General features: G+C 60.1%; 31 protein-coding genes and 2 pseudogenes. 22 read left to right on the top strand and 11 right to left on the bottom strand.

What is annotated here, in order from left to right:
- Positions 1-18 precede the first annotated feature (18 nt).
- Positions 19-1,428 (bottom strand): PLP-dependent aminotransferase family protein, encoded by a 1,410-nt coding sequence (locus tag CXQ93_RS10940; protein WP_104110458.1) that lies wholly within the window; start codon positions 1,426-1,428, stop codon positions 19-21.
- 60 nt (positions 1,429-1,488) lie between these two features.
- Here CXQ93_RS10940 and CXQ93_RS10935 point away from each other — a divergent pair, with 60 nt between their 5' ends.
- A complete protein-coding gene (locus CXQ93_RS10935; protein WP_219817348.1) occupies positions 1,489-2,154 on the top strand; it encodes a YitT family protein in 666 nt (221 codons plus the stop codon).
- Positions 2,155-2,163: 9 nt separating this feature from the next.
- Here CXQ93_RS10935 and CXQ93_RS10930 read toward each other — a convergent pair whose 3' ends face one another.
- On the bottom strand, positions 2,164-3,042 hold the full coding sequence (locus tag CXQ93_RS10930) for a putative RNA methyltransferase (RefSeq protein ID WP_104110457.1): 879 nt from the start codon (positions 3,040-3,042) through the stop codon (positions 2,164-2,166).
- A 75-nt stretch (positions 3,043-3,117) separates the two neighbouring features.
- Entirely contained in the window at positions 3,118-3,759 is a 642-nt protein-coding gene (locus tag CXQ93_RS10925) for a peptide deformylase (RefSeq protein ID WP_104110456.1), read from the bottom strand.
- Between the two features lie 399 nt (positions 3,760-4,158).
- Between CXQ93_RS10925 and CXQ93_RS10920 the strand changes: the two genes are divergently transcribed.
- From CXQ93_RS10920 to CXQ93_RS10875, 10 genes and pseudogenes are all read left to right on the top strand, one after another.
- Complete coding sequence (locus tag CXQ93_RS10920; RefSeq protein WP_104110661.1) at positions 4,159-4,464, top strand: helix-turn-helix domain-containing protein; 306 nt, start codon at positions 4,159-4,161, stop codon at positions 4,462-4,464.
- The gene (locus tag CXQ93_RS10915; RefSeq protein ID WP_104110455.1) at positions 4,461-5,822 is read left to right on the top strand and encodes a type II toxin-antitoxin system HipA family toxin; all 1,362 of its coding nucleotides are present in this window, start codon (positions 4,461-4,463) and stop codon (positions 5,820-5,822) included. The genes CXQ93_RS10920 and CXQ93_RS10915 overlap by 4 nt, the downstream gene beginning before the upstream one ends.
- A 31-nt stretch (positions 5,823-5,853) precedes the next feature.
- The gene (locus CXQ93_RS20660; RefSeq protein WP_181036128.1) at positions 5,854-6,060 is read left to right on the top strand and encodes a hypothetical protein; all 207 of its coding nucleotides are present in this window, start codon (positions 5,854-5,856) and stop codon (positions 6,058-6,060) included.
- Positions 6,061-6,067: 7 nt separating this feature from the next.
- On the top strand, positions 6,068-6,622 hold the full coding sequence (locus CXQ93_RS10905; protein WP_104110454.1) for a GNAT family N-acetyltransferase: 555 nt from the start codon (positions 6,068-6,070) through the stop codon (positions 6,620-6,622).
- Between the two features lie 59 nt (positions 6,623-6,681).
- Positions 6,682-7,899, top strand: coding sequence for a GNAT family N-acetyltransferase (locus tag CXQ93_RS21260; protein ID WP_308470620.1), 1,218 nt, complete (start codon positions 6,682-6,684; stop codon positions 7,897-7,899).
- Positions 7,900-8,065: 166 nt separating this feature from the next.
- Positions 8,066-10,456, top strand: a complete 2,391-nt coding sequence (locus tag CXQ93_RS10895; protein ID WP_104110660.1) for an excinuclease ABC subunit UvrA — start codon at positions 8,066-8,068, stop codon at positions 10,454-10,456.
- A 17-nt stretch (positions 10,457-10,473) separates the two neighbouring features.
- Positions 10,474-11,265: an alpha/beta fold hydrolase gene (locus CXQ93_RS10890; RefSeq protein ID WP_258068851.1), complete on the top strand. Its 792-nt coding sequence runs from the start codon at positions 10,474-10,476 to the stop codon at positions 11,263-11,265.
- 454 nt (positions 11,266-11,719) lie between these two features.
- Positions 11,720-12,127 (top strand): annotated as a pseudogene (locus CXQ93_RS10885) (TnsA-like heteromeric transposase endonuclease subunit); the annotation flags it as partial.
- 496 nt (positions 12,128-12,623) lie between these two features.
- Positions 12,624-13,064, top strand: a complete 441-nt coding sequence (locus tag CXQ93_RS10880) for an SRPBCC domain-containing protein (protein WP_146073216.1) — start codon at positions 12,624-12,626, stop codon at positions 13,062-13,064.
- Between the two features lie 219 nt (positions 13,065-13,283).
- Complete coding sequence (locus CXQ93_RS10875) at positions 13,284-13,739, top strand: GNAT family N-acetyltransferase (protein WP_104110450.1); 456 nt, start codon at positions 13,284-13,286, stop codon at positions 13,737-13,739.
- Between the two features lie 83 nt (positions 13,740-13,822).
- On the opposite strand, the gene CXQ93_RS10870 is transcribed toward CXQ93_RS10875, so the two are convergent.
- Entirely contained in the window at positions 13,823-14,341 is a 519-nt protein-coding gene (locus CXQ93_RS10870) for a GNAT family N-acetyltransferase (RefSeq protein WP_104110449.1), read from the bottom strand.
- A gap of 593 nt (positions 14,342-14,934) precedes the next feature.
- On the opposite strand from CXQ93_RS10870, the gene CXQ93_RS10865 reads away from it, so the two are divergent.
- The 4 genes from CXQ93_RS10865 (at position 14,935) to CXQ93_RS10850 (ending at position 17,288) form a co-directional block, all read left to right on the top strand.
- A complete protein-coding gene (locus CXQ93_RS10865) occupies positions 14,935-15,291 on the top strand; it encodes a hypothetical protein (protein WP_146073215.1) in 357 nt (118 codons plus the stop codon).
- 55 nt (positions 15,292-15,346) lie between these two features.
- Positions 15,347-15,832, top strand: a complete 486-nt coding sequence (locus CXQ93_RS10860) for a GNAT family N-acetyltransferase (protein ID WP_181036127.1) — start codon at positions 15,347-15,349, stop codon at positions 15,830-15,832.
- Positions 15,833-15,985: 153 nt separating this feature from the next.
- Positions 15,986-16,702: an NADPH-dependent F420 reductase gene (locus CXQ93_RS10855; RefSeq protein WP_104110446.1), complete on the top strand. Its 717-nt coding sequence runs from the start codon at positions 15,986-15,988 to the stop codon at positions 16,700-16,702.
- Positions 16,703-16,748: 46 nt separating this feature from the next.
- Positions 16,749-17,288 (top strand): GNAT family N-acetyltransferase, encoded by a 540-nt coding sequence (locus CXQ93_RS10850; RefSeq protein WP_258068848.1) that lies wholly within the window; start codon positions 16,749-16,751, stop codon positions 17,286-17,288.
- Here CXQ93_RS10850 and CXQ93_RS10845 read toward each other — a convergent pair.
- Together CXQ93_RS10845 and CXQ93_RS10840 are read right to left on the bottom strand one after the other, a co-directional pair.
- Entirely contained in the window at positions 17,285-17,791 is a 507-nt protein-coding gene (locus CXQ93_RS10845) for a GNAT family N-acetyltransferase (RefSeq protein ID WP_104110445.1), read from the bottom strand. The genes CXQ93_RS10850 and CXQ93_RS10845 overlap by 4 nt on opposite strands.
- 62 nt (positions 17,792-17,853) lie before the next feature.
- A complete protein-coding gene (locus CXQ93_RS10840; RefSeq protein WP_104110444.1) occupies positions 17,854-18,291 on the bottom strand; it encodes a VOC family protein in 438 nt (145 codons plus the stop codon).
- A 106-nt stretch (positions 18,292-18,397) separates the two neighbouring features.
- Here CXQ93_RS10840 and CXQ93_RS10835 point away from each other — a divergent pair, with 106 nt between their 5' ends.
- Positions 18,398-18,778: a hypothetical protein gene (locus CXQ93_RS10835; protein WP_104110443.1), complete on the top strand. Its 381-nt coding sequence runs from the start codon at positions 18,398-18,400 to the stop codon at positions 18,776-18,778.
- Here the strand turns inward: CXQ93_RS10835 and CXQ93_RS10830 are convergent.
- Positions 18,758-19,360, bottom strand: a complete 603-nt coding sequence (locus tag CXQ93_RS10830; RefSeq protein WP_104110442.1) for a GNAT family N-acetyltransferase — start codon at positions 19,358-19,360, stop codon at positions 18,758-18,760. The two genes, CXQ93_RS10835 and CXQ93_RS10830, sit on opposite strands and share 21 nt — an antisense overlap.
- Positions 19,361-19,552: 192 nt before the next feature.
- Here CXQ93_RS10830 and CXQ93_RS10825 point away from each other — a divergent pair, with 192 nt between their 5' ends.
- The 3 genes from CXQ93_RS10825 to CXQ93_RS10815 all read left to right on the top strand — a co-directional run bounded on the left by CXQ93_RS10825 (position 19,553) and on the right by CXQ93_RS10815 (position 21,265).
- Positions 19,553-19,990: a hypothetical protein gene (locus CXQ93_RS10825; RefSeq protein ID WP_104110441.1), complete on the top strand. Its 438-nt coding sequence runs from the start codon at positions 19,553-19,555 to the stop codon at positions 19,988-19,990.
- Between the two features lie 61 nt (positions 19,991-20,051).
- Entirely contained in the window at positions 20,052-20,558 is a 507-nt protein-coding gene (locus tag CXQ93_RS10820; protein ID WP_104110440.1) for a sigma-70 family RNA polymerase sigma factor, read from the top strand.
- Positions 20,558-21,265 carry an anti-sigma factor gene (locus CXQ93_RS10815; protein WP_104110439.1) on the top strand — a complete coding sequence of 236 codons (708 nt, stop codon included), beginning with the start codon at positions 20,558-20,560 and terminating at the stop codon, positions 21,263-21,265. Before CXQ93_RS10820 ends, CXQ93_RS10815 begins: the two co-directional genes overlap by 1 nt.
- A 45-nt stretch (positions 21,266-21,310) precedes the next feature.
- Here the strand turns inward: CXQ93_RS10815 and CXQ93_RS10810 are convergent, their stop codons facing one another.
- Positions 21,311-21,817, bottom strand: a complete 507-nt coding sequence (locus CXQ93_RS10810; protein WP_104110438.1) for a hypothetical protein — start codon at positions 21,815-21,817, stop codon at positions 21,311-21,313.
- A 91-nt stretch (positions 21,818-21,908) separates the two neighbouring features.
- Here CXQ93_RS10810 and CXQ93_RS10805 point away from each other — a divergent pair, with 91 nt between their 5' ends.
- The 3 genes and pseudogenes from CXQ93_RS10805 to arr all read left to right on the top strand — a co-directional run bounded on the left by CXQ93_RS10805 (position 21,909) and on the right by arr (position 23,341).
- Positions 21,909-22,184 carry a putative quinol monooxygenase gene (locus CXQ93_RS10805; protein WP_104110658.1) on the top strand — a complete coding sequence of 92 codons (276 nt, stop codon included), beginning with the start codon at positions 21,909-21,911 and terminating at the stop codon, positions 22,182-22,184.
- 99 nt (positions 22,185-22,283) lie between these two features.
- Entirely contained in the window at positions 22,284-22,901 is a 618-nt protein-coding gene (locus tag CXQ93_RS10800; RefSeq protein ID WP_104110437.1) for a dihydrofolate reductase family protein, read from the top strand.
- Positions 22,898-23,341, top strand: a pseudogene (gene arr, locus CXQ93_RS10795) (NAD(+)--rifampin ADP-ribosyltransferase). Before CXQ93_RS10800 ends, arr begins: the two are co-directional and overlap by 4 nt.
- Before the next feature lie 134 nt (positions 23,342-23,475).
- On the opposite strand, the gene CXQ93_RS10790 reads toward arr, so the two are convergent.
- From CXQ93_RS10790 to CXQ93_RS10780, 3 genes are all read right to left on the bottom strand, one after another.
- A complete protein-coding gene (locus tag CXQ93_RS10790; RefSeq protein WP_104110657.1) occupies positions 23,476-24,417 on the bottom strand; it encodes a DMT family transporter in 942 nt (313 codons plus the stop codon).
- A gap of 106 nt (positions 24,418-24,523) precedes the next feature.
- Positions 24,524-25,078, bottom strand: a complete 555-nt coding sequence (locus CXQ93_RS10785) for a cysteine hydrolase family protein (RefSeq protein ID WP_104110436.1) — start codon at positions 25,076-25,078, stop codon at positions 24,524-24,526.
- A gap of 114 nt (positions 25,079-25,192) precedes the next feature.
- Positions 25,193-26,407: a metallophosphoesterase family protein gene (locus CXQ93_RS10780; RefSeq protein ID WP_104110435.1), complete on the bottom strand. Its 1,215-nt coding sequence runs from the start codon at positions 26,405-26,407 to the stop codon at positions 25,193-25,195.
- Positions 26,408-26,416 lie beyond the last annotated feature (9 nt).

Raw genomic sequence — 26,416 nt, 5'->3', positions numbered from 1 at the left:
TGAGCTGAAAAATTCCGGCTAAATTACTGCCTGAAGGGGCATTCTTGGCGGTTCCGAGCCAACCTGTCCGGACAGCGAGCTCAGGATCTGCACACCGTCGCGCAATTGCTCGCTGCTATAACAAAAGGGCAGCCGCAAATGCCGTTCAAAGGCCCCGTCGAGGCCAAACCGGGGACCCGGTACCAGTCCCAGCCCTTCGGCACGAGCGGCAAGGGTAAGCGCAGAACTGGACATAGTTTCGGTGTTGATCCACAATGACAAGCCGCCCTCGGGCACGTCCACCTGCCATTGCGGCAGGTACTCACGAAGCAACTGCACCAGCGTGTCGCGGCCGCGCCGCAGGTCCAGACTCCGGCTTGCTGCCATGGACGGCAGATCATTCATGAGGGCTAGGGCCGCCAGCTGTTCCATGAGCGGGGTACCGAGGTCCGCGGCCGGGCGGTTGCGCAGGAGCCGGGCCTGCATCTCACGGGAGCTTCTGATCCAACCGATCCGCAGCCCGCCCCAGGCAATCTTGCCCAAGGACCCCAGCGTGATGATGTTGGGAGAGCATGATGCCATGGGTGGCAGTGGACCACGGCTGATATCCAGCAGGGCAGTTGTCTCATCCACCACCAGAACAGTGCCTTCCCGGTCCGCTGCTGCCGCCAAATACTCGCGGTCGGCGATAGACATGCTCAGGCCGGTGGGGTTGTGGAAGTCCGGCATCAGGTAGGCCATGCTCGGAGCGGCGCGGCGGATTTGCAGGAGTGCCTGTTGCAAATCCCAGCCGGACTCCTGCCGCACAGGAAAAGCCAGTATGCGAGCGCCCAAGGACGTAAACGTGTCCACGGCGTGCGGATACGTGGGCTGTTCCACGAGGATGCGTTCGCCGGGGGAGTACAGCGTCCGGGCAACCAGGTTCAAGGCGTGTTGGGCGCCTACGGTGACCATGATCTGATCCGCGGAGGTGGGCAGTCCTCTGTCGCAAAAGCTTTGGGCAATGGCTTCGCGCAGATCCGGCAGCCCCACCATGTCAAAGCCGTCATGCGAGAGGTAACGGGGCAGTTCGCTCAGAGCGCTCGCGTAGGCAGCCTGGAGTCCGGGGTAGGCAGGAGTTGTGGCCTTTGTGAAGTCCAGGGTTAGGCCGGGGTGCAGGCCGTGTTCACCGCGTTCCAAGCCTGGCAGGCGCAAGGTGCTGCCGGAACCGCGAACACTGTCCAGGAATCCGTCCTCGCGGAGCTTTGAATAGGCTGCGGCTACGGTGGTCCGGCTCAGGTCCAGGGCCTGACTCAGTTCCCGCTCTGCGGGGAGTTTGGCGCCACTGGAAAGGCGCCCGTCCATCAAGAGGACCCTGATGCGTTCTGCCAGTGACCGGTACGCGGGGGCGTTGCTGCGCCACTCGCCGAGTTCGCGAGCCAACCTGCGTCCAGTGACAAAAGTATTCATGACGCCACATTAGTTGAATTGGATCTATGTTGTAAGGCCACTTTCTCTCATGATGGACTCATGCGCCATTTCGTCACGTCTCTGATCACCACTAAAAACCTCTCCGTCCGTCTGGTCCGGCTCCTTGTAGGGCTGGTGCTGTACGGTTTTGCCATCGCGTTGATGATCCGAGGAAACATTGGCGCCTCACCGTGGGACGTCTTCGCTCAAGGGCTGTCCCGCACAGTGGGTATTTCCTTTGGCCTGTGCACCATCATCATCAGCGGTGTGGTTCTGCTGTTCTGGATACCGTTGAAGCAGCGCCCGGGAGTGGGCACCATTGCCAATGCCATCCTTGTGGGCGTCTTCGCCGATGTGGGGCTGACCCTGATTCCGCAGGCCGAGCACCTGGCCCTGCAAACCCTATCCTTTGCCGCTGGCTTGTTCGTGCTCGCTTTTGCAACGGCGCTGTACATTGGGGCGGGCTTGGGCCCGGGTCCACGTGACGGGCTCATGACGGGACTGGTTCGTGTCACCGGCCGACCCGTGTGGCTCATCCGCACGGGTATAGAGCTATCTGTTGTGGTGGTCGGTTTCCTGCTAGGCGGGGTAGTGGGTGCCGGTACCGCTGCCTTCGCCTTGGGTGTGGGGCCACTGACCCAAGTGACATTGCGCTGGCTGCGCGTTGACCTCCACGCCAAGAGCTCGCGTACTACCAAGGTAGAACTGGCCGAGCCTCAGCGTTAGAGGTTTGCGTTAGGGGTGGCGTGCCGTGAAGGTGGAAATCCGGAATGCTGCCGTAGCCAGCGTCTCTTCGGGGAGATGCGCCAGGCGCTCGCCGAGCTCCACGGTGTCAAGGTGATGACCGGCCGGTCCCATGAGGGCAACGTTGCCAATGTCCGCAGGGCCAAGATGCAGAGGAACAAGGAGCTCGCGGCTACCCGTCGGAGTGAAGTGCTCCTCGAGTGAATGGTTGAGCGCAGCTTCCTTGTCTTCTTGAATGCCTAATAGGCCGGCCTCTTGGGCAATCTCGGCCAGATGGCTCGCCAGCGGGGTGACCACGATGAGGGTGCCGCCCGGCTTGAGGATGCGTGCAAACTCGCTGGCGTTGCGCGGCGCGAAGACCACAAGTACGACGTCGGCCGTGCTGGCTCCCAGCGGCAACTCGCGCCACAGGTCCCACACAATGTTCAGCGCTGCGGGGTTGCGCCGGGAGGCCCGGCGTAGCGCGAACTTGGAGATGTCCATCCCCATGGCGGTGACCGAACGCGCGAGCCCTGACTCCTGATTCTCGGCGTATCCGGCCAGTACCTGTTGGAGGTAGTAACCGGTACCGGTCCCCGCATCGACAATCATGCCAGCGCCGGGCACGAGTTCCTTGACGGTTTCTGCGAGCGCTTGGGCAAGCGGTGCATAGTGCCCGGCGTCAAGGAAGGAATCGCGGGCGGAGACCATAGCTGCGGTATCTGGGACAAATTTAGTCCCGTGACCTGTCAGCAGATTCAGGTATCCCTGACGAGCTATGTCAAAGCTGTGACCCGACGTGCACGCCAACGACGTTGCGTTGGTGTCCGGGGTGGAGAACTCCGATCCGCAATGGGGGCACAGCAGGGCATTGACAGCAGAGATTTCCATGGACTCATCTTAGGCGCTCGCAGGCTGAGCAATTGAGGAGGAGCCGTGGGGGCCGTCCCGATTAAGCTGTCCGGTTTAGAATTGCAGCCCGGCCTTCGCAGCGGCAATGTCAGGATTGGCCCAGTACTTGCTGTATTCGGCGTTGCTGGCTAGCGAGCGGGTATGGGCTTTGTCTATATAGAGGGTGCCGAAGAGGTGGTCTGTTTCGTGTTGGACAATGCGTGCCTGCCACCCCGTGAACCTGCGGGTGCGCGCGGTGCCGTGTTCGTCGTCGTACCTCAATGCGACGGCGGCGGGCCGGTCAACCACCGCCTGCCAGCCTGACATGGACAGGCAGCCTTCATAGTGCGAGGCCAGCTCGAGGCCCAGTGGCTCATAGTGCGGGTTGACGATGGTGAAGTGTTCCAGGGGTTCACGATCGCGGGCAGCGGCGTTCTCTGGAGAAACTTCGAACATATCTTCGAGCACGGCGAGTTGCAGCGGAATGCCCAGCTGCGGTGCGGCCAGGCCCACACCCGGCGCTGCGTGCATGGTTGCCGTCATGATCTCGATGAGGCGCGCCAGCTCCGGAGCTGTGAGTTGGCCCGTGAATGGCAGGGCGCGGGCGCGCAAGACGGGGTGGCCGGCCTGCACAATGGCGGGCAGTTCATCAGCGGTCAAGATCGCGGTAACGGAGGCGCGCAGGTAGGCATCGTCGATGGTCAGCGGCTCAGACATGGGGGATCCCGGCTTGCTCTGCCTCAATGGGTGCTGCCAATGTGAAGCCTTGCTGATCCGTACCGTGCAATGTCATGCTGCGCGCTCCTGTGATTGCTGAATGAGTCAGTTGACTGTGTCTGCTGATGGGGACGCACTGTGCCGATCCCCGCCCCCATTGTCTCAAGTCGGAAGGGATGCGCTCGCCGGGAGCAAAGGCTGGGTTCACCTTCCCGCTGTTCTGGAGGATGGCGGAGAGAGGTGCCAGTGCAGATGGGAGAGTCTGCGCCCTTCTGGTTCTCTTAGCAGCGCAAAGCCGCACGTCTGTTTCTGGATCTCGACCCGTACACGAGGCGAGGATAAAACTACTTACATGTTGCTTTATATGGGTTATAGCCACATAGGAGTATGGTTATGTTCATGCAGCCCTCATTATCATTGAACGAAGATTCCGCGGCGACCGTGGGTGATCACCTGCGCCAGTGGAGGATCTTGCTTGGGCTGAGCCAGGAACTGGTGGCCGAACGGGCCAACATTTCGCTCCCAACATTGCGACGCGTTGAACGCGGTGATACCGGAGTGCGTCTGGGCAGCTTCTTGGCCGTCACGGAGGTGTTGAATTTGACTGGTCGTATTACCGAGGCAACCGACCCGCTGAGCACCGATTTGGGGAGGTTGAGGGCGCACCTGCTTGGGCGCAAGCGAGCGAAGAGGACTACTCAATGAGTGTGGAAGTGTGGATCGACCAGAGGCATGTAGGCAACGCGGTGGTGGAGGTACGGGCAGGCTTCCAGAAACCGTCGCTGACTTTCACATACCTGGATGAGTGGCTTGCCGACGGTAGAGGATTCGCCATCTCACCTGACTTGCCGCTCCAGCGGGGGCCACACACGCCAGCCCCTCATCGGGTCACTTTTCTTGCCTTTGATGATGCAGCCCCGGACAAGTGGGGCCGTGACCTATTGGACGCCCGTGCGCGCATGGAGGCGAAAGATTCCGGTAAGCCCATTGTCTGGTCGACGGAGATTGACCGACTGTTTGCCGTTGATGATGAGACTAGGCAGGGTGCCCTTCGATTCCGAAGAGATGGTGAGTTCCTGGCCCGTGAGGGTGCACGTGCCAGCGTCCATGAATTGCAGGCACTTGCTCAAGCGGCCCAGCGGTTTGCGGATAGCGGCGAGATTGACCATGAGATGGCGTGCCTCATCGGCGCTGGCTCGTCCCCGGGTGGTGCTCAGCCTAAAGCATGGGTGAGGGGTGAGAATGGTGAGATGATGATGGCGAAGTTCCCCCGGGGCTCAGATAACATTGATGCTTCCGCGTGGGAACTTACTGCAATGAAACTTCAGGCTCGTGCAGGAATTAGGGTTCAGCCCTCATCAATCGTTTCTCTAGGGATTGGGCGATCAGCGTTTTTGACCCAGCGTTTCGATCGGCAAGATGGCTCCCGTGTTCCGTACATGAGCTTCAAGAATGCCTTTGCGATTCAGGAGTTTGAGAACCCCGACTATGCAAGCCTGGCCAGGCGTGTCACCCACATTTCGGCCAGCCCGGATCAAGATGCGGCCGAGCTATTCACACGCGCAGCGATGCTGGCCATGGTCAACAACATTGACGATCACATGCGAAATCACGGTCTGTTACGCACAAGTACGGGCTGGCGGCTGTCTCCGTCTTTTGATGTGAACCCGGCACGCCACGGTCGCTCCAGCACCCCGCTTACGCCCCAGGATGATCCAGGCAATCGCGACATCCGTCTGCTCGTAGACGCCGCAGATGAATTCAGGCTCACACAGGCCCAGGCCGTTGAGCGCATCACTGTGGTCAACGAGGCGGTGTCGCACTGGCAGGAGGATGCTGCGTCTTGCGGGATTGATGGAGCGGAGATTGCCTTTATGGCATCGGCCTTCGAGGGTCCGAACCGCCAACGTGCCGATGCGTTGCGCCCAGTGGCCGGCATCATCATCGATACGAACTCTGCCAGCGGCAGAGTCGCAAAAACCTCCAATGGTGATGTCTGGGTTCAGCCACACCATCGCGACGGCAAACTCGTGGAGGGGCACTTCAGGAGACGCCGGCACTAGGGGACAATGTCGGAGAAGCAGTTCACCGATCATGGCCCCCTTGGTGCCAACACGGTGCGGCCAGGACTTGGGCAAGCGCTCGCAGGCTACCGGAGTGGCGATACGCCCGGCGGGATCCTGCGTCCGATTCGCTATGTCACCGCGCGATGCGCGGGCGGCGTTCGTGGAAGCATTTGTTACGGCTGAACTCGCCCGGGAATCCGTGGCCCATGAGCGGGCCGCCGGTGAACGTGCATAATGAATAAATGACAGTTGAAATCAAAACCGATCGCCTTGCCCTGCGTCCATGGCAGGATTCCGACGTCGACTTTGTCTTCGATCTATACTCCCGTTGGGTGGTGCAGCGCTTCATTGGCACGGAGCCGGCCGTGATGGAAAGCCGCTCCGAAGCAGTCGAGCGGCTAGAGCGCTTCAAGGCTTTGGACCACCCCATCCACGGGATTTGGGCCGTGACCCGCAAGGAGGACGGACTGCCCGTGGGGGCGTTGCTGCTCAAGCCAATTCCCGCCTCAGGCGAGGAACCTCTGCAAGTCTCAGACGACGTCGAAATTGGCTGGCATTTCCACCCGGACCACTGGGGGAGCGGGTACGCATCCGAGGCGGCTACGGCAGTTCTCGAGCACGCATTTGACGCTGGCTTGGAGCAGGTGGTGGCGGTGACCAACCCCGTCAACGAGGCCTCGCAGAGCGTTTGCCGCCGTATTGGCATGGAACATCAAGGGCAGACCAAGAAGTACTACAACGCCCGGTGCGAGCTGTTCGTGATCGAGAATCCGGCAACGGCCCAGCCCGCTAACTAGTATGCTCGGAGCCCGGGTCAGACACCTGGCCCGGGACTTTTTATGCCCAGGAGGAAGCAATGACTGAGCCCCTGCCCGGCGGAAACATGAATTCCGTGGAGCGTGACGGCAACACCGTCCTGCGTACGGCGGGCTCCTGGACACCAACCGTCCACCGATACTTGCAGTATCTGGAACGGGCGGGCATCGACTGGATCCCGCGGCCGCTCGCCATCGAGGGTGGGAGGGAACGGCTGAGCTTTGTTGCGGGGGAGGTGCCGCTGTACCCGCTGCCTGACTGGGTGTGGCACGAATCCGTCCTCATCGACGGAGCTCGGCGACTCCGCCAACTTCACGACGCCAGCGTTGGCTTTGGTACGGACGGGGCGCTGTGGCAGTCACCGGCGAAAGTTCCCGCCGAAGTCATCTGCCACAACGACTTTGCACCCCACAACCATGTCTTCCATGACGGCCGCATCACCGGCGCCATCGACTTCGACATGTGTTCGCCCGGTCCGCGGCTGTGGGATCTGGCCTACTTTGCAACCAGGGCAGTTCCGCTGACCCGGGACACGCCGTCGAACGCACCGGGGATGGAGCAGGCGCGGGCCCGCGTCCAGCTCATTCTGGACAACTACGGGTCTGACGACAGCTGGGAGGACGTGCTTCGAGTTGCCATCATCAGGTTGTGGGACCTTGCGGATTTCTCTCGCGAGAAGGCCGTGGAGCTCGGCAAACCTGAACTAAATGATGATGCCGAGATGTACGAACGCGACGCCCACTATCTCAGCCAGAACTCCGAGGAGAAGATCCTACGCGCGCTCCCCGCCGAAACTGACGGCACGCTTGGGGACTCTCCATGTGGGGAGTTTGCAGTTGAGGACATCGAGTACAGCGATGGCGGGCAAGTCGACAGCGCCAAGCTCACGGCCCTCTATGCAGCGGTGGGCTGGAGCAGGTACGCGGATTCCCCGGAAATGCTGGTTGCTGCCGTAGCCGGTTCCTCAAAAGTTGTCTCGGCCTGGTCAGGGGATCACCTGGTGGGTCTGGCTCGCGTCATTTCCGACGGCGCCAGCATTTGGTACCTGCAGGACCTGCTGGTGCGGCCGGACTTCCAGCGGCAGGGAATCGGCCGGGAACTGGCCCTCAACGCCTTGAAAGGCTACGCAGGAGTGCGCCAAAAGGTGCTGCTCACCGATGATGAACCCGGGCAGAAGGCCTTCTATGAGTCCCTTGGATTCGAGGAAACGGCCGCACATGGCGACGGTACCCTAAGGTCCTTTGTCCGTTTCGACTGAAGCCCCCATTCGCCCACAGAGGGCGAAGGGGAGGGGCGAGTGACCGGCGTCGTGCTCGAAAAAGGATCCCCAACAACATCGAGCAGGAATGAAGAACGCAACCTTCCTCCGGCATGCGGCCGTGGCACTAAAGTGGACTGCGACGAAGACCTACGAAAGAGGCACCATGAGCATCGACGCTGAAGCGAACTACAGGACTACGGGGCAGCATGCGGCCGACAAACATGACTTGATTCGTGTGCAGGGTGCGCGGGTCAACAACCTCAAGAACATCAGCGTCGAAATTCCCAAGCGCCGTCTGACTGTCTTCACAGGCGTCTCCGGGTCCGGCAAGAGTTCACTGGTCTTTGGCACCATCGCCGCCGAATCGCAGCGGATGATCAATGAAACCTACAGCGCATTTGTCCAGGGCTTCATGCCTACGCTGGGGCGCCCCGACGTGGACGTTTTGGAAGGGCTAACCACGGCCATCCTGGTCGATCAGGAGCGGATGGGCGCCAACCCACGCTCCACCGTGGGGACCGTGACCGACGCGAATGCCATGCTCCGCATCGTCTTCAGCCGGCTTGCCCAGCCACACATTGGATCTCCGCAGGCGTACTCATTCAACGTCGCCTCGATCTCCGGCGCCGGTGCGGTGACCATTGAGCGGGCGGGGGAGAAGGTCAAGGAGCGCCGCAGCTTCTCCATCACCGGCGGCACGTGTCCGCGCTGTGAGGGTATGGGCAAGGTCAATGACTTCAATTTGGCTGCCCTGTTTGACGCCGACAAATCGTTGTCCGAGGGCGCTATTACCGTGCCCAACTACAGCATGGATGGCTGGTACGGGCGCATCTTCGCTGGCTCCGGGTTCTTCGACATGGACAAGAAGCTCGGCAAGTTCACTAAGAAGGAATTGCACGATCTCCTGTACAAGGAACCGGTCAAGATCAAGGTTGAGGGCATTAACCTGACGTACGAGGGCATCATCCCCAAGATGCAAAAGTCCATGCTTGCCAAGGACGTGGACGCCATGCAACCGCATATTCGCGCCTTCGTGGAGCGCGCCGTCGTTTTTACTACGTGTCCCGAGTGTGAAGGCACCCGCCTGGCTGAACATGCCCGCAATTCCAAGATCGACGGCGTCAGCATCGCCGATGCCTGCGCCATGCAAATCAGCGATCTCGCCACCTGGGTGCGGTCCTTGGACGAGCCGTCGGTGGCGCCGCTACTTGGGTCGCTGGGGGAGTCCCTTGACTCGTTCGTGGATATTGGGCTCGGCTACCTGTCCCTAGACCGGCCGTCCGGCACGCTGTCCGGCGGTGAGGCTCAACGGACCAAGATGATCCGCCATTTGGGGTCCTCCCTGACCGACATCACCTATGTCTTCGACGAGCCCACCATCGGATTGCACCCGCACGACATTGCCCGTATGAACCAGCTGCTGCTGCAATTGCGCGACAAGGGCAACACGGTGCTGGTCGTTGAGCACAAGCCCGAGGCCATCGCGATTGCCGACCACGTGATCGACCTCGGCCCGCGCGCTGGATCCGCTGGCGGCGAGGTTGTCTATCAAGGAACCATCGAGGGCCTGCGAGCCAGCGGCACCCTGACGGGCAAACATCTGGACGACCGTATGACGCTGAAGGATTCGTTCCGGACGCACAAAGGCGTGTTTGAGGTGCGCGGGGCCAACGAGAACAATTTAAAGAATGTGGACGTCGACATTCCGCTGGGTATGCTGACGGTGATTACGGGCGTGGCCGGTTCGGGCAAGAGTTCGCTCATCCATGGCTCCGTTTCCGGACGCGAAGGCGTTGTCACGGTGGACCAGGGCGCCATCCGTGGCTCCCGACGCAGTAACCCGGCGACCTACACGGGCCTGCTGGACCCCATCCGTAAGGCCTTCGCCAAGGCCAATGGCGTCAAGCCCGCCCTGTTCAGCGCCAATTCCGAGGGTGCTTGCCCCACGTGCAATGGTGCTGGGGTCATTTACACGGACCTGGGCATGATGGCGAGTGTCTCCACCATGTGTGAGGAGTGCGAGGGCCGCCGCTTCCAGGCAGCCGTTCTGGAATACCACTTGGGCGGCAAGAACATCAGCGAGGTATTGTCCATGTCGGTGGATGCGTCAGTGGAGTACTTTGCTGAAGGCGATGCCAAGTTGCCAGCCGCACACAAGATTGTCGCCCGCCTGTCCGACGTCGGACTTGGTTACCTCACGCTCGGCCAGCCGCTCACCACCCTCTCCGGCGGTGAGCGCCAGCGCATCAAGTTGGCCACGCACCTGGGGGAGAAGGGCGGCATTTACGTCCTGGACGAACCCACCACGGGCCTGCACCTGGCCGACGTCGAGAAGCTCCTGGGGCTGCTGGATCGGCTGGTCGAGTCGGGGAAATCGGTGATTGTGATTGAGCATCACCAGGCCGTCATGGCGCACGCCGACTGGATCATTGACATTGGACCCGGTGCCGGGCACGACGGCGGCACTGTCGTTTTCGAGGGAACGCCGGCGGATCTGGTGGCTGGCAAGGCGACCCTCACCGGCCAGCATCTGGCAGCGTACATCGGCGCTTGATGTTCGAACGATGTTCGATGGTTCGCGGATCCGTTGAGCTGGCCTATCTGACTGGCGGCTCCGGTCCCGTGGTTGTGATTCTGCACGGCCTGGCGGGGGAAGCGGGGGAGTTTGTCCCCACGATGAACGCGCTTTCTGCCGACTTTCGGGTCGTTGCCCTCGACCAGCGCGGGCACGGTCGCAGCACCAGGCGACCTGCCGATGTCTCGCGTGAGGCGTTTGTGCAGGATGTTGTTGCCTTGGTGGAACACGTGAGTCCTGGGCAGCCGGTGCATCTGGTGGGACAGTCGATGGGCGCCCATACGGCCATGCTGGTGGCTGCGGCCCGGCCGGACCTGGTTGGGTTGCTGGTTGTGCTGGAGGGCGATGCCGGCTCGGGTACTTCCGATGACGCTGCTGCCTTGGGCCGGTACTTTGCCAGCTGGCCGGTTCCGTTTGCCGACGCGGCGGCAGCCCGGGAGTTTCTGGGGGAGTCTCCCATTGTTGATGCATGGGTTGCAGCCTTGGAACTCAAGGAAGACGGGCTGTGGCCCCGATTCGATGCCGACATCATGGAGTCCTGCATCCGTCACGTAATGGTGCCGCGGTGGCAGGAATGGGCGGCAGTGCAGGCGCAATCCCTAGTTGTGTACGGCGGCAAGGGCATGTTTTCCGAGGAACAGAAGGTGGCATTTGTCGGGAGCAGGCCCGGGACGCTTCGCGTTGATTTACTCGGCGCGGGCCACGATGCCCATCTTGACCAGTGTGAGCATTGGATAGAGGTTCTCCAGGGTTATCTGTCAGAATCACTGGCGGATTCTGACAGATAAATGTACAACTGACAGTATTTCCATTGCGAAAGATAAGGCTGCCGTGGATCCTCAATCCAGAAACCCCGGACCACGCCTCGATGTCGCGAGGCAGCAGCACGCAATACGCAATGAGATGATGATTTGGCACTCGCGAAACGTGCCCAAATCGCTACTTTTAGATCGCTTCCCATTGCGCCGATAATCTACATTATGTCAAGTAAAGTGAATCTGGGTCTCAGAAGGGGCTACTTTCCTGTCTCTTTGTCTCTTGTCATCTAAGTTGAAGCATGGGACGCCGTTTGATGGTGTCCGAAGCCAACGCCGGACACGCAGTTCCTGCAGGCCCTTGAACTTCAGGGCGCAATTCTCCTCTGCCCCCATCACCAGTCATCTTGCCGACTCTTGCATGATCCCCTAGGAGCACTCTCACCAGATCCGACGTCCCGCAGCTTACAAGTGACAACATAATTTTGCGGGACTGTGGTGGTGTGCCACGAACCAGCTCCATGTCGGATTCGAGTATTGGTGCGAACGTGACCAGCTGATGCGATTCGGCTTTGATCCAGACGTAGTAGGCGTGGCCTCGCAACCCTTCAGGATTGCTCTTCCAGCAGCACTCCCCCAGATGACCCACGCACCTGACTACTTTGTCCGGCAAGTTGATGGCATCGGCGTTGTTATAGACGTCCGTCCCGACGCCCTGGTCAAACCCGCCCACGAGGACGTCTTTGATGCCACGGCCAAGCTTTGCGCATCAGTGGGCTGGAGCTATCAGCTACTCGCCGAGTTGAAATCACTCTACGACGCCAACCTGCGCTGGATCGCCGGCTACCGCCATACTTGTGCGGCTAAACGCCGCAGGATCAGAATCCATCAGTGAACTTGCCGGTGCCATTGGTGATCCGATCTGCGTCCGCCCAACCGTGCTCCACCTGATATGGCCACATCAAATAGCTGGTGATTTGATGGTCTCTCCCCTGCGTCTGGAGAGCTTTGTCAACATGGTCGAGACACCATGAACAACGGCAGCGCAGCAATACGCATCAGCGATTGTGTTTCCTTCCGAGGCGTGACCTACAGCCTCTCTGGAATTGACTGAGATCTCGCTCCCCTGACCGCAGCTGGCGAACTAACGGTGGCCAAATGACAGTTTCATCCCGTGGACATGGTTGGTGAGATCTTTGGGAAGGCAAGTTTTCGGCCCGACGTGACGGGCGTCGTCATCCATTTGGAATCGTGTACCAGACAGCGATAGCTAATACCGCTGTGCAGATTACGATCGCTTCAATCCACACCGCGGAGTTGTGGGTCTCGTAGACGAACCGGCCCTGTACGTGGTCCTTGAGCCGTCAGGGCGCCTCGGCCTACAATTGACCATGGAAAATCTTCTATTCAGCGTCGATGTCAACGCTCCTGCGCAGCACGTCTGGAACGTCATGCTCGACCTTGACACATACCGCGAATGGACAGGTGCTTTCAACGAGGGGTCGACCTACGAGGGCGGCTGGAACGAGGGCGACGAGATCCGCTTCCTCGGTCCGAACGACGACGGCACGGCGAGCGGTCTCCTCGGCTCCATTATCGAGAACCGGACCCACGAGTTCCTGTTGATCCGCTATCTCGGCGATATTCAGAAAGGCGTCGAGAACCGCGAAGGGCCAGCCGTCGGGCTACACGAGAGCTACTCGTTCAGCGAGACCGACGGGGTGACGACCCTCGTCGTCGAGCTCGAGGTGCCTGACGAATGGGCCGACGACATGCGCGACATGTGGTCGGAAGCGATCGTCAGGATCAAACGGTTGGCAGAGCAAGCCTAGGTCGACGAAATCCTGTCCCGGTCAGGATTGGCGACAGCTCCGACAGCGTTGTGACGTTAGCTTTCCAATGAGCTGCTCACCTCTTGCCAATTCCGGTCACCTTGGCAACCAACCGCTTTTTTCGCCCGGTGAGGGTTCCTTGAATGAGGAGTACTCGATCGATTGCGGCCGCTTCCTGCAGATTTCGAGTTTCCGACACAGGGTGGATACCGTTGACGCATGATCAAGCTTGCACGCGCAACCGGTACCGATATGGCCGAGATTTCAGAGTTCCTGGGTATCGCTGACCTCACGTTAAGTGGACTCGATTCAGCCTCGGTGCACTTGTGGATTTCGCGGGATGAAACGGAGGGACACATCTTCGCCACGACTGGATATGAAAGCAGCGTCGACGGCGAGCATGCCCTTATCCGAAGCGTTGCCGTTGATCCGGCTCGTCGTAAGGTAGGAATTGGGCTGGAACTTGCCCAATTCGCGATGGAACGAGCTGTCGAGGCTGGCGCCAAACAGGCTTGGCTGTTTAGCCGCAGGTCTGGCCCGTTCTGGCAGAAAGTCGGGTTCACGCTGGCTGCGACGAAGGATCTTGCGGATGCACTTGCCTCAACACACCAAGTTCAATTGTTTACAGAAACTGGGCAGCTCGGACGTGAAGTCGCTTGGAGCCGACAGCTCTGACACACTTTTGAGCGTTACGACTGGCTCATGGTTAGGGCTGCTGCCGGGAACTATGAGTGATTTTTGGCAAGGAGGACAATAAATTAGCGGTTGTTGATCCAGTAGCGCCGCTTACCTTTTCGGCTGTCCTCGTAGACGCCGCCATTCTTTTCAATAGTGGCCCGGGAACCGGCATTGTCCTCATCGCAGGTGACCAAAACCTGGGAAATCCCCAGATCGTGGGCCATCGGCAAGGCGTCGTTCAATGCCTGGGCCGCGTGACCTTGGCGGCGCGCGGATGGCCGCACACTGTATCCAATATGCCCGCCTTCATTCAGCAAGAAATCATTGAGCTCATGGCGGATGGCTAGGGAACCAAGCACCACATCTGCTTCAACGATCCATAGATAGGTACACGTCACATAGCCAGGCTTCCGTGGGCTCTCGGGTAGTGCGGCTACAAGAAGTTCGTCAACGAATCGCTCGAAGTGCAGCGGATCCCGAAGGTCATCCAATGACCAATCCTCACCACCGCCACCATCCCGGTGGACGCCATCAAATTCAACGGCAGCCTCCAGCCAGGAGGAGTGGAAATCTACATTGGGGGTCATGAGGGTAGCCATCACAAGATCCTAGCCGACTACTTTTGCTCTTTCTCACACCCGTGGAGTTCCGCAGCAATAGCTGAAGCAGGTGTCGGCCGGCTTAGCCAAGGTTCAGTAGGACGTTCCCGTGACACCAGCTTTGGCCAGATTTACCTGTGTGCCCAAGGCATTGTCCGGACAGTGCAGATCGAGGTCGACGGCGTACATGTCGCCGAGGCCTGCACCCGCGGGCGGCGGCGGTGTTTTCGTGGGTGGTCACGGTGACACGGCAACGGTCGCCAGCGTCGTCAACCTCGGGACCGGCACCACTCCCCAGGCAGTCATACCCCCGGATCTCTGTTCGGAATACCCCGTTCGGGACGTTTCTAGGGGTGATGCTCCCCCACCGGATTGGGCCTCTGAAGTAGCCAACTGGGAACTCAAAATCTCATTGCACTCGGGCTAGTGTGAGAGCCATGAAGAATCCTAGCCATCCAGCACGGACGATAACCGCCTATCCTCGGTGGTCATGGACAATCCCTGCGGCAGGTGGAGTGTCCTGGTTAATTGGGTTCATTTCAATTTTTCTGATTGCTCCGAGCAATGCCGGCGTCGACACGTGGACTGCCTATATGTTGTTCCAGACAGGGTCGAATCTTGGCAATATCTTTGCTCTAGTCCTATGGTCCTGCGCAGTCATCATCACCGTCTGGCTGTGTTTACGAGGTGCGGCTTGGATTCCGGTACGCGCTCTTTGCGCCTACGGGGTGGGCGCTGTTCTTTCGCTGTATCCCGTTGCGGTCATCGGAAACGCTGTGTCCCATGTGGTCGCCGTCGAGGACGGCTTCGCGTACCACGACGGATTGGCGGGGCCACTGGCCATTTCCGGATTCATTGCGTTATCTGCTGCACTGGTCCTGGCTATCCTCGCCATCCTGGCGCGCAGACCTAGAGCTGACGATTCGCCATCAAAAGTAACGTCCCGGTAGACAGATCCGGTCAGCGTCCGCAGACGAGGAGCGGACGCTATGGCACGATGTTGGGGTGAATAGCATTGATGATGAAGTGCAGCTTGCCGCGAGCCATGACCCAACTGTGGTCAGGGAGGCCGCATTGATTTGGGCGCGCGCTACCGCACTGCGCGACTTACGCCCGGCGCCGGTAACAGGTGAGGAGAAAATTTCCGGGATTCAACGGCGTTTGACTGTGGCCGGAGCCAAGCTAGTCCTTGCCAAGCAAGGCGACGCATACGTGGGTTTCACACTTTTTGCCCCTCTTAATGAATACCTGGAAATCTTTTACCTGGCAGTGGATCCAGCTTCGTGGGGACGCGGAGTGGCAAGTACCTTGCTCGTCGGCGCGGAAGACTATGCCCGCACCGTCGGAATGGCAGCTCTGGGGCTATGGGTGATCGCTGACAATGACCGTGCCCTCAGCGTCTACGAGAGGCAAGGATTTCTCGGCACCGAACAGATGAAATTCGACGAATCTTCCGGTCGAATCGAACGATGGCTACTCAAGGACATTTGAAAGCCGACTCGTCCGCGCTGGCCGATGCCGACGGACGAATCAGCGTGCCAACATGGGAATTTTGCTGCACCGATGGAGGTTCGGTTTAGTGTCGGCAGCTGCCAACACAACTACTGGCACCCGGACTACTGAACTGCATCGAAAGGACGAGGAATGTCAACGCTTGGAATCATCGGAAGCGGGAACATCGGATCAGCAATCGCTCGATTAGCGGTTGCAGCTAATATGAACGTGGTCATTGCGAACTCCCGAGGCGTGGAATCGCTTCAAGCACTCATTACTGAACTCGGACCACTGGCTCCAGCTGGCACGGTGGAAGAAGCAGCCAATTCCGGAGACGCAATTGTGCTTTCCATTCCGCTAACCGCTGTCAAGGATCTGCCAACCGGATTACTGGGCGGCAAGCTTGTCTTGGACACCAGCAACTACTACCCCTTCCGAGATGGCCGCATTGCAGACCTCGACACCGGAACCGTGACCACAAGCGAGTTGGTCGCAAGATGGCTTGATGGAGCACGCTATGTAAAAGCTTTCGGCAACATCTTGGCACACCACATCCCCCTTCTTTCCCGCACCAGCGATAGTCCAGATCGATCGGTGCTTCCCATTGCGTCTAATGATATTCAGGCTAAAAGTGAGGCGGCGGCAATCATTGAGCGCCTTGGGTTCGACACCTTGGATGCAGGTACGCTATCGGAGACGTGGAAGTTTGAACCTGAGTCCGCAGGCTACACGCGCACCTATCTCGCGGACCAGAGCACGCCGGATGACCAATTGCTTTCCTCGATTCCAAGCCCGACGTCGGCGGAGCAGGTCAAAGCCGCTCTGGATTCCGCGACTCATGTGAACGTCGCCGAACGCGCCTTCTGAAGTGCCCCGCCCTCCCCCTGACCATTGGACGTGGGAGGCTAGTTCTGTGAGCGTGAAAACAAGCATCAATAGGCCAATCATTGCCATTCACCCGTACAGTCTCAACGATGCTGCAGATACCCTGTCCATCTTCCATGCAGCAGTAACCGAGACAGCAGCGGACGACTACTCGCCTGAGCAGATTCAGGCGTGGGCGCGGCCAGAAGACCGAGAGCTGTCCACGTGGCACGCCGCAATGCAAAGGCGTAACAGTTACGTGGCGACTGTGAATAAGGAGCCAGCCGGCTTCTCCGACGTGGACCCTCAGGGGTATATCGACATGATGTTCGTGGCCCCGCGCTTCCTACGCCTCGGGGTGGCACGCCACCTCCTGACCCATGTGGAGGCACAAGCGCGTGCCGGGCTCCTAGCGGAGCTATCGGCCAATGTCAGCATCACGGCCCGGCCCTTTTTTGAGCGCTTCGGATTCGTCGTCCAGGCGGAACAACATCCTGTCCTGGGCGGCGTACGGCTTACCAACTACGCGATGAAGAAGAACTTGTTCGCCAACCAAACCGAACTGGAATCAGAATTCTGCCTGGTCTAGTCGTGGAGGACAATTTGGTAAAGGTTGTGATCTTGCCATTCCCCGGCAATGTGCAAGTACCGGGGAGCCATCCCGATTTGCTGGAATCCCGCTTTCAACAGCACTCGTTGTGAGCCCACATTATGAAGGAGAGTGCTCGCTTCTATTCGGTGCAGTCCGAGGTCGGCACGGGCCGTTTCAACTATCGCTCGGACGGCAGCCGAAGCCAGCCCACGGCCTGCATACTGGCCGTCTACCCAGTAACCCAGCCCGGCACTTTGAAAGGGGCCGCGCACGATCCCGGCCACGTTAAACCGGCCCACCAGCACATCGCCAGCGAACAATCCAAGGGGATAACCGGCTCCGGTTTCTACCGCAACTAGACGATTGGCGATATCCGCGGCCTGCCACGCTTTGGAGTAATACTCCTCTGGACGGACAGGCTCCCACGGTGCCAAGTACTCACGATTGCGCGTATAAGCAGAGGTGAGTGCTCCGGCATCACGGGGGCGCAGCAAACGCATGACGACATTTTCATTGAGCTGGCACGTATTAAACACAGCTCAACATTACCTGCGATCCCCAGCTAGCTTGCTCTTAGATTCTCGGCGAGCATCACGATGATGCCGCTGGGGCCGCGGACGTAGCTGAGCTTGTAGATGTCTTGGTAGGTGGCTACGCCACGGAGTGGGTAGCAGCCGTGGCTCGCGGCGATTTTGAGTGCAGCATCGATATCGTCAACAGAGAAAGCAACACGGTGCATGCCGATTTCATTGGGCAGGGTGGGCTCAGTTTCGATGGCGTCTGGGTGAAGATATTCGAAGAGCTCAAGACGACCGGTACCATCGGGTGTTTGGAGCATCGCGATTTTGGCATGGTTGCCATCGAGGCCGACGGCGGTGTCGGCCCACTCGCCGCTGACCGAATCCCGACCGACAAGGGTTAGCCCGAGGTCCGTAAAGAAGGCGATGGTCGATTCCAGGTCCCGTACGGCGATGCCGACGTTCTCGAGTTTGATGGGCATAGGCGGCACTTTATCAGATGTGGACATTGCCGTAAGGTCCAGTAGTGAGCTACATCGTGTCTGAGGTCCAGTGCAACATCACAACGACGTCGAGGAATGGACCATTATGCGGGTAATCCCAGCGGCTTTTGTGGCATTAGCTATTGCCAGCGGACTTTTGATTCCCCGTGTAGATGCGCTTTACTTGCTAGGCCATGCCGCGGCATTGGTCTTTGCGCTAGCCGCTCCCCTTGCCTATTGGTGGCAGCTTCGCAGTAATCCGCAGAAGAACGACGGCGTGAGTCGTTTCCTGTTGATTGGTCTAGCAATCCTCGGGCTACTTTCCGCTGTGGCCAGTGGACTTTTGCTCTCCATGGGAAGCGCCATGGCGGCGGCGGGCGATATTGGTGGAATGTTCTTCTGGGTTTGTTCCACTTGGGCCTTGCTCATTCTGTCGATCGCTGCGGTTTTTGTGAAAGCTCCCCGTTCATCCCGGCTGACCTTGTAGCTCGGCACCACCCTGCAACTCGGCACTGAGGACTCGCATCCGGACCGCGCCGTCTTGGATGAGCACGGCACCGAGATCCTGATACCCCCACCGGGCGTACATTTGGCGCGCCGTCTCGGCCTGCTCATAGACGCCCAGGACAACGTTTGAAGCGGTGCAATGCTCAAGCGCCGAGGCTAGAGCGGACCTCGCAATGCCCAGGCCCCGAGAGTCAGCGTGGACAGCCAGCTCAGGCACCACCACGGTATTACCCGGATCCGAGACCATACTCTTGATCCGGGCATCAGTGGTGACCATTGATGAGAGAGTCCCCTCCCAAGAGTCGTCGCCCTGAAGTCCGTGGACCAGTGCGAACCCAACAGCCTTCTCTGCGCAGCGAGCTATGGAGAGCCTTCCGCCACCAAGAGCAAGCAGGTCCGGGCCCCATTCGACTATCTCCGCAAGAGTATCCTCGTCCTCAAAATATGGGGCAACAGAGAAAGCTGAGCTGAAAATCGCAGCGACCTCAACCCAAACTGACGAGGGGGCAACGCCGTCGAAAGTCTCATAGACAGGCGAGAGCGCAACGGGAGCATTCTGCATTCCTACATCGTAGTGTCGTCACTTATCCCTAGCGCCAAGGCCGTCCATCAATGCACCAACCCGATCATGATGGGCTGGAAGAAATTGCCCCCTGAACCATTCCCGCACCGGTGACGTATCACTGGATGAAGGCAACTCTTGCCTATTAGCGTCGCACCAATGCCGTATCAATGAGGAAGCGTAGGTCACCACATGAGCACATCGAACCCAGAACGCCATGATCCTCTTGGCATCGTCCTACGGTTACTGGTTCCCGCAGCTCTGGCCATTGACGCAGTGGTCCATCTGCGGCTCGCTTCCTACTACCAGAGTGCAGCACCGGGAGGGATCGGTCAGGGCAATCTGTTCCGAATTGAGGCCGCAGCTGCGATCCTTGCCGGACTTTACGTGCTGCTTCGTGGCAGCCGTCCGGCCTATGCAGCAGCCTTCATCGTTGCCGCCGGTGGTGTCGCCGCCGTTCTGCTGTACCGCTACGTCAATGTCCCGGCGTTCGGCCCGTTCCCGGCCATGTATGAGCCCGTCTGGTTCTTCCAGAAATCACTCAGTGCCGTTGCGGAGGCAGCGGCAGCCACCCTGGCCGCCGTCGGAATCTGCAGGCCTCGCCACAGCAGCAAAACAGCGCGTCAATAAACAGTATCTGGCCAGCTGAACCATCCGGGCCCATACTGCGTATTAGCGGCAGGAGGAGTCGATGCATCTGGACCAGCAGCAGGCCCTGCGAGAATTACACGGCGACTATGCCCCGCTGCTGTGGCGCTTTGTGATGCGGCTGGTGCATGACCGGGCGCAGGCAGAGGATGTGGTTCAGGAAACCTTGCTGCGTGCCTGGCAACATCCGGAGGTTTTGACACGGGAACCCAATGCGTTGCGTGCGTGGCTATTCACTGTGGCCCGGAACCTGGTCATTGACGATTGGCGCAGCGCCCGCCACAGGCATGAATTTGGCACAGTCCAACTGCCCGAAACCCCTGACTATGACCAGACCGAGAGGGTTCTGGATGCGTGGCTCGTTGGCGACGCACTGGAATCCCTCAGTCCGGATCATCGCGAGGTGATTCGGCAGGCCTACTTCGGTGGCAAGGACACTGCCTCGATTGCGGAGGCACTGGAAATCCCGGAGGGGACCGTCAAATCCCGGCTGCACTACGGCCTGCGGGCGCTGCGTCTGGCACTGGAAGAACGAGGGGTGAGCGGGTGATGGAAACGTCGGATTCTTATGCGCTTTGGGACGCGGCTTACGTGCTTGGCTCCCTGCCGGCGGCCCAGCGCCGTGAATTTGAGCAACACCTTTCCACATGTTCGTCGTGCCAGCGCCAGGTGGCGGCATTGTCCGGGATGCCTACTTTGCTGGCGCTGAACCGTGAGGAAAACGCTGAAGGCTTCACGCCTACCCACGAGGCGACGCTACCCGAATCTGTGCCGCTCTATGCCGGGCTGGCCGCCCAACTGGCCCGGCGCCGCCGCAGGTTTACGGTGGCGATGGCAGCTGCTGCCATCATCTTGGCAGGTACGACGGCGGCCATCACCACCGGGTTCAACTCCGGTACCGCTCCCCCACCGTTCGCCGTCAGCAGTGCTTCCTCGAGTGTCCCGCTGACGTTCGCCGGCACGTCCCCGCAGGGTCTTTCAGCGACGGGGACGCTGTCCAGTTATCCCTGGGGAACGCATATCAGCTGGCACTGTCGCTACGCTCCGGCAGCTCAGTACCCGGGTGATCCGGCGGGCCAGGATTATGTGCTGGTCATGGTCTCGGCCTCCGGTGTGGAGACCACTGTGGCCAGTTGGACTGCTGGCCCCGGTAGTGAGGCAACGCCCACCGCGTCGACAAGCACCCCCGCCCAGTCCATCGCACGGCTGGATATTCGGGACAGCAGCGGGGCCACGCTGCTTAGCGCGGCCCCCTAAAGGTTTGCCGGTTCGCGTCTTCATGGAAGCAACCGGGCTAGGACGTCAGTAGCCGCTGCCGCCCTGTGCTGGTGCAGAAGGGGATGCAGGAGCAGCGGTGACTTTGGCGCCGTCGGCCCCGACAACCCACCAGATCCCGCCGTAACCCTGACCTGTTGTATCCCCGGGGCTCTTGTCCGCAGCGTAGGTGTACAACGGCAGCCCGTTGAGTGTGACTTGCGCGGTGCCGTCAACCCCGGTGATGGTGCCGACTGTTCCGGTGACTCCCGTGATGGTGGGAGCAGCGCTACTGGTGCTAACGGCCGGCCATAGACTGGCGCAGGGACCGGAACAGGTGCTGGCCTTCTCCTGGGGTGTGTCGTGATCGAAGACGTACACGGTCATTCCGGCACCGTCGACCACGATGGCGCCTAAGGCCGTGCTTGCCGTGTGCAGCTCGCCGGTCGATGCGGCGGGGTTTGAAGCTGCCGGTTCGTTGGTACTGCCACAGGCAGTGAGGAGCGCCAGCGCCAACGCACTGACGGCAATCCAAACTCTGGTGTGAGATTTCATGAGTAGGCTCCTTGACTGGTGAAACCGGGGCGGTTCCATATCCAGCACACGAAGTGGCAGCCGCCATGGTTCACATGGCATGATCTTCTTCATGAACAACACTGTGGTGACAGGCCAATTGATCTGCGAAGGTGAAGAGCAGCTGGCCGCCGTGGTGGTGCACCTGCCCCGTCATTTTGAACTGACGCGAGCCGAGCCGGGCTGCCTGTCCTTCGAGGTAACACAGACTCTCGATCCCATGGTGTGGGACGTTTCCGAGCGGTTCGCTGATGCCGCTTCCTTTAAGCTGCACCAGGCTCGGGTCAGGGCCAGCGAGTGGGGCCACGCAACAGCGGGAATTAAGCGCAACTACTCCGTGGCCGGTTGAGTCGCGCCCTCAGCAGCTGACACCTCCAGTCCTACCGCACCGTTTCCCGCGGGAGTAGACTCGGCAACGGGCAGCAGTTACCGTACCAAGGAGTGCGCCATGGGCATTATTTCCGTGGACTTGTTCATAACCCTCGACGGCGTTTACCAGGGACCTGGTGGCCCGGACGAGGATCGCAGCGGCGAATTCAACCTCGGCGGGTGGCAAGGTGCCTACACCGATGCCGAATCCGGCGAGGCAATAGGCGCCGGAATCGAACAGATGGATGCGCTTCTGCTGGGCCGCACAACCTATGACATCTTTGCCGGGTACTGGCCGGCCCGAGGCAAAAGCAACCCCATTGCGGCAAAATTGAACGCCCTCCCTAAGTTTCTGGTTTCGCGGACGAGGACTAACCCCGGGTGGGAGGGCACAACGGCGTTGCAGACCATGGACATGGTGGCCGCAATGAAGAGCCAATTCAATGACATGCACGTGATCGGCAGCGGCAGGCTGGTCCGCTCACTGCTTGCAGCAGACCTCGTTGACAGGCTGAACTTCTACCTCTATCCCCTGACCCTTGGATCCGGGAAACGCCTGTTCGCAGATGGCACCGGTGTCCCGGCCGCCTTCAACCTCGTACAGCCGCCAAAAGCATTTCCCAAGGGTGCCGTCTCCCTAGTCTATGAGCGGGCAGGTGTTCCGGTAACAGGTATAGACATGGCTGAGATGACATGACGGAAGCGGAGGCTTGGGGCGAACCTGAACCATTCACGGCAGATGGGTCTGGGCGACTACTGCACGGCACGAAAGCGGCTCTCACTGTCGGCGACCTGCTGTAGCCTGGCCACCGCTCAAATTTCGGTGGCGGCAGAATTGCGAACCACATTTACGTGACGGAGACTCTCGATGCGGCCACGTGGGGCGCCGAACTCGCGTTGGGTGAAGGTCGGGGCCGGATCTACATCGTGGAGGCACTGGGTGCTTTGGAGGATGACCCCAATGTCACGGACACGAAGTTTCCCGGCAACCCGACCCGGTCCTACCGCACCCGGGAACCAGTCAAGGTCATCGGAGAAATCGTCAACTGGACGGGCCACTCCCCCACCACATTGCAGGCCATGCGCGACGGGCTTGCCGAGCTGAACCGCGGAGGCGCCGCGATCATCGACGACTGACAATTCCGGCGTGCCGGTGGCTGCGAAGCCCGAATCATGAGTTCCTGCGTGGCCCGGGTCATGGCTGCGTAGTGGTCCACCGTGTATGACGCTTTGGTCCGACTGTCCCGTTCCCGTCCCCAGTTCCCGACCTGCTAACGTCCCGTCTCCGGAATGTCCAGCTCGACGGCGGTGCTTGGGTGTTTGGCGGCCGGACGTCCTAGCGGTCGGAGTTCGCTGACCAGCACGCTGAGCACAATCAGCACCGCCCCCACCACCGCCAGTGGCGGCAGCCGGTCCCCCGCGATCCGCCCAATCACGCCAGCCCAGACAGGCTCGCCCGTATAGATGATGGTGGCGCGTGTGGGGTCCACCGACTTCTGCGCCCAATTCATTGTTAGCTGGATGAGGCAACTTGCCAGCCCCAATCCGACGCCTGCGGCGAGCCACACCCACGAGAACGCAGGGATGGATTCGCCTGTCGCTGGCATGGCCATGAACGCCAGAACGCTGCACACCAGCAACTGCACCACTGTCACCCGCCCCAGGTTCACCTTCGCGGCGAAAAGACTAATCAGCACGATCTCGGCGGCGATAGCAACAGTGCTTAAGAGCGTGACCACCTCTCCCGTGCCGAGGCCTACTTGGAAGGCTCCTGGACCAGCCAACAACACGAGCCCCGCGAATGCCAAGGCCGCCCCAGCGAAAGCCATGATGTGCGGGCGCTTGCGGAATACGGCCCATTGCAGGAACGGCACCATGGGCACAAAGAGGGCCGTGAGGAACGCGGAGGTGCTGCTGCTGATGGTTTGCAGGCCGACGGTTTGGAGTCCGTAACCAAAGAAGATCATCACGCCGATTGCGGCGCCGGCACAAAGATCGGCCCGGGTCATGCCGCGGAGGGCACGGCGGAAGATCATGCAGGCAATGAGGCCTGCCACGCCGAAGCGCAGTCCAACAAAAAACATGGGACCGCTATAGCGCATGGCCAGGTGTATGACGAGATACGTGCCGCCCCACAACGCAGTGATGGCCAGTAGCGCCAGTTCCGGCTTGCTGAGTGAAAATGAGCGCGGTCGACGCGCGGTGTGCACCATTCTGCCCATCTTAAGGGATCCGCGGGGTTAGCCAGCGACGGGATCCTTCTGTTGTAGCCCGGCGCCACGGTGAGGTGCGGCACCCGGTAAGAGTCCGGCGTCGTGCTTAGGAGCTGAAGTCCACGTCCACGGTAGTGACGACGGCTGCAGTGCGTCCCGGGCCGTCCTGGTGCTGCCAGTACAAGTTGGTGTGGGCGATGACCTGTTCCGGCGGCGGCGCGCCCCATTCGCTGTTGTCCGATGTGGTGTGGGCATCGCTGACGAGGGTGACATCGTAGCCGCGGGTGAAGGCACCATGGATGGTGGAGCGGATGCAGGCGTCGGTTTGGGCACCGGCAACAACCAAGGCACCTACGCCGGCGCTGGCCAGGATGTCCTCCAGTTCGGTTCCTTCGAAGGAGTCCCCAAACGATTTGTGCACCAACGGCTCGCTCTCGAGGCGGACGAGTTCGGGAATGTACTTCCATGCCTCGGATCCTTGGGGCAGGCCGTCGTCGTTGTGCTGGACCCAGATAATCTGCGTTCCGGCCTTACGTGCCGCACCGACAAGTGACTGGATGTTCGCCACAACCGGAGCCCGCTGGTACGCATCGACCATGACGTCGTTCTGGACATCGATGACCACCAGGGCGGTTTTGCTGCGGTGCGGAAGCGTTGTCATGGGATCCTCTAGTCAGGGCTGAATCGTTGCCGTACACGAGCCTACGCTCTCCAACCCCAACGCGAAACACCCGCCCATGGCCGTGGATCATGGGCGGGTGTTCAGGCTTGCGCGCTACTTCTTACCGGGCTTGCCCTGCGTGATGGGCTGCGCCGGGGCTGTGATCTGACGGTTGGCGCTCAGATCTATGCCAAAGTCACCGGCGAACACTAGACGGGTGTTCTTGTAGATTTCGGGGTGGTTCTCGTCGAGTTCGAAGACGCGGGCGCCACGGAGCCGGTTACGTTCAGCACCGGAGAGGCCGTAGGCACCAAAACCGCTGCCGGGACCATAGCCCAGCTCGACCCCGTAGTAATTGCCCACATAGGTGTTGACGTGGTCATGGCCCACAAAGTAGCCCTTGACGTCACCACGTTCCAGGAAAGCGTTGAACAGGCCGGAATTGAAGGGGCCGGGGCACTCGTCCTCGTTGCGCTCGCCAACAATCTTGTGCTTGGTCAGGGCACGGGCATGATCTGCTTCGGTGCGGGAATCGATGCTGGCAAACCACATGGCACGGTGCTCGTGGAGGGCGATGTGCCCCCACATGAGGGAGGGGACCTTCTTGCCGTACTTCTTCTCCGTGGCGATGGACTGCTCGCGGTACCAGCTGACCTGGTCCATGCGTACCCAATCCCAGTCGGGGTACCCGGCAAAGTCCTGGCCGTTGATTGAATCCGGAGCGTAACGTCCGGTGTCGATGAGCCATAGGCCGAAGGCGGGATTCTTGGCGTTGGACTTGGCAGGGCTCTTGGCAGACTGGATCAGCAACTGGGTGTTCGAGGTGCCTGTCAGTCCGGGGATGGAATCGGCGTTGATGTTGCAGGCGTAGTCCTGTAGGAATTTGAGCATCTTTGCCTCGGTCATGCCAGTGGCGGCCGCGGAGTCCTCGTCATGGTTGCCGAACGTCACAGCCCACGGAATTCTGCGGTTTTCCATCGGGGCAACCACGTGGTTCAGCGCTTGTTTGACTTCCAGCTCAGTCACGCAGCCACCATTGATGACATCACCGTTGATGACCACAAAATCCGGCTTCTCCGCATCCAGGGTCCGCTCCATCAGTTCAATGGTGCGACGGTCGGTCTGCTCATCGTCCTGAGTGTCGTTGAACTGGATCACCTTGAAGGTGCCGTCGGCCCGGAAGGCCAACGTTGGCTTGGGGGCCTTGGCGCCAGGCGCGGCTGTGCCGGCAGTACTTGAAGCGATGGTGAGTCCGAGCGCGCCCAAGGTACCCGCTGCCGCTAACGCTGTCCTGCGGCTGAATTTCGCTGAGCTGATGTTCTCCGTCATTGCTGCCTT

Origin of the sequence: Arthrobacter sp. N199823 (assembly GCF_002929705.1) — a bacterium.
GTDB lineage: Bacteria > Actinomycetota > Actinomycetes > Actinomycetales > Micrococcaceae > Specibacter.
The sequence above is the reverse complement of the archived record's forward strand: the minus strand, read 5'-3'. Positions and strand labels throughout refer to the sequence as shown.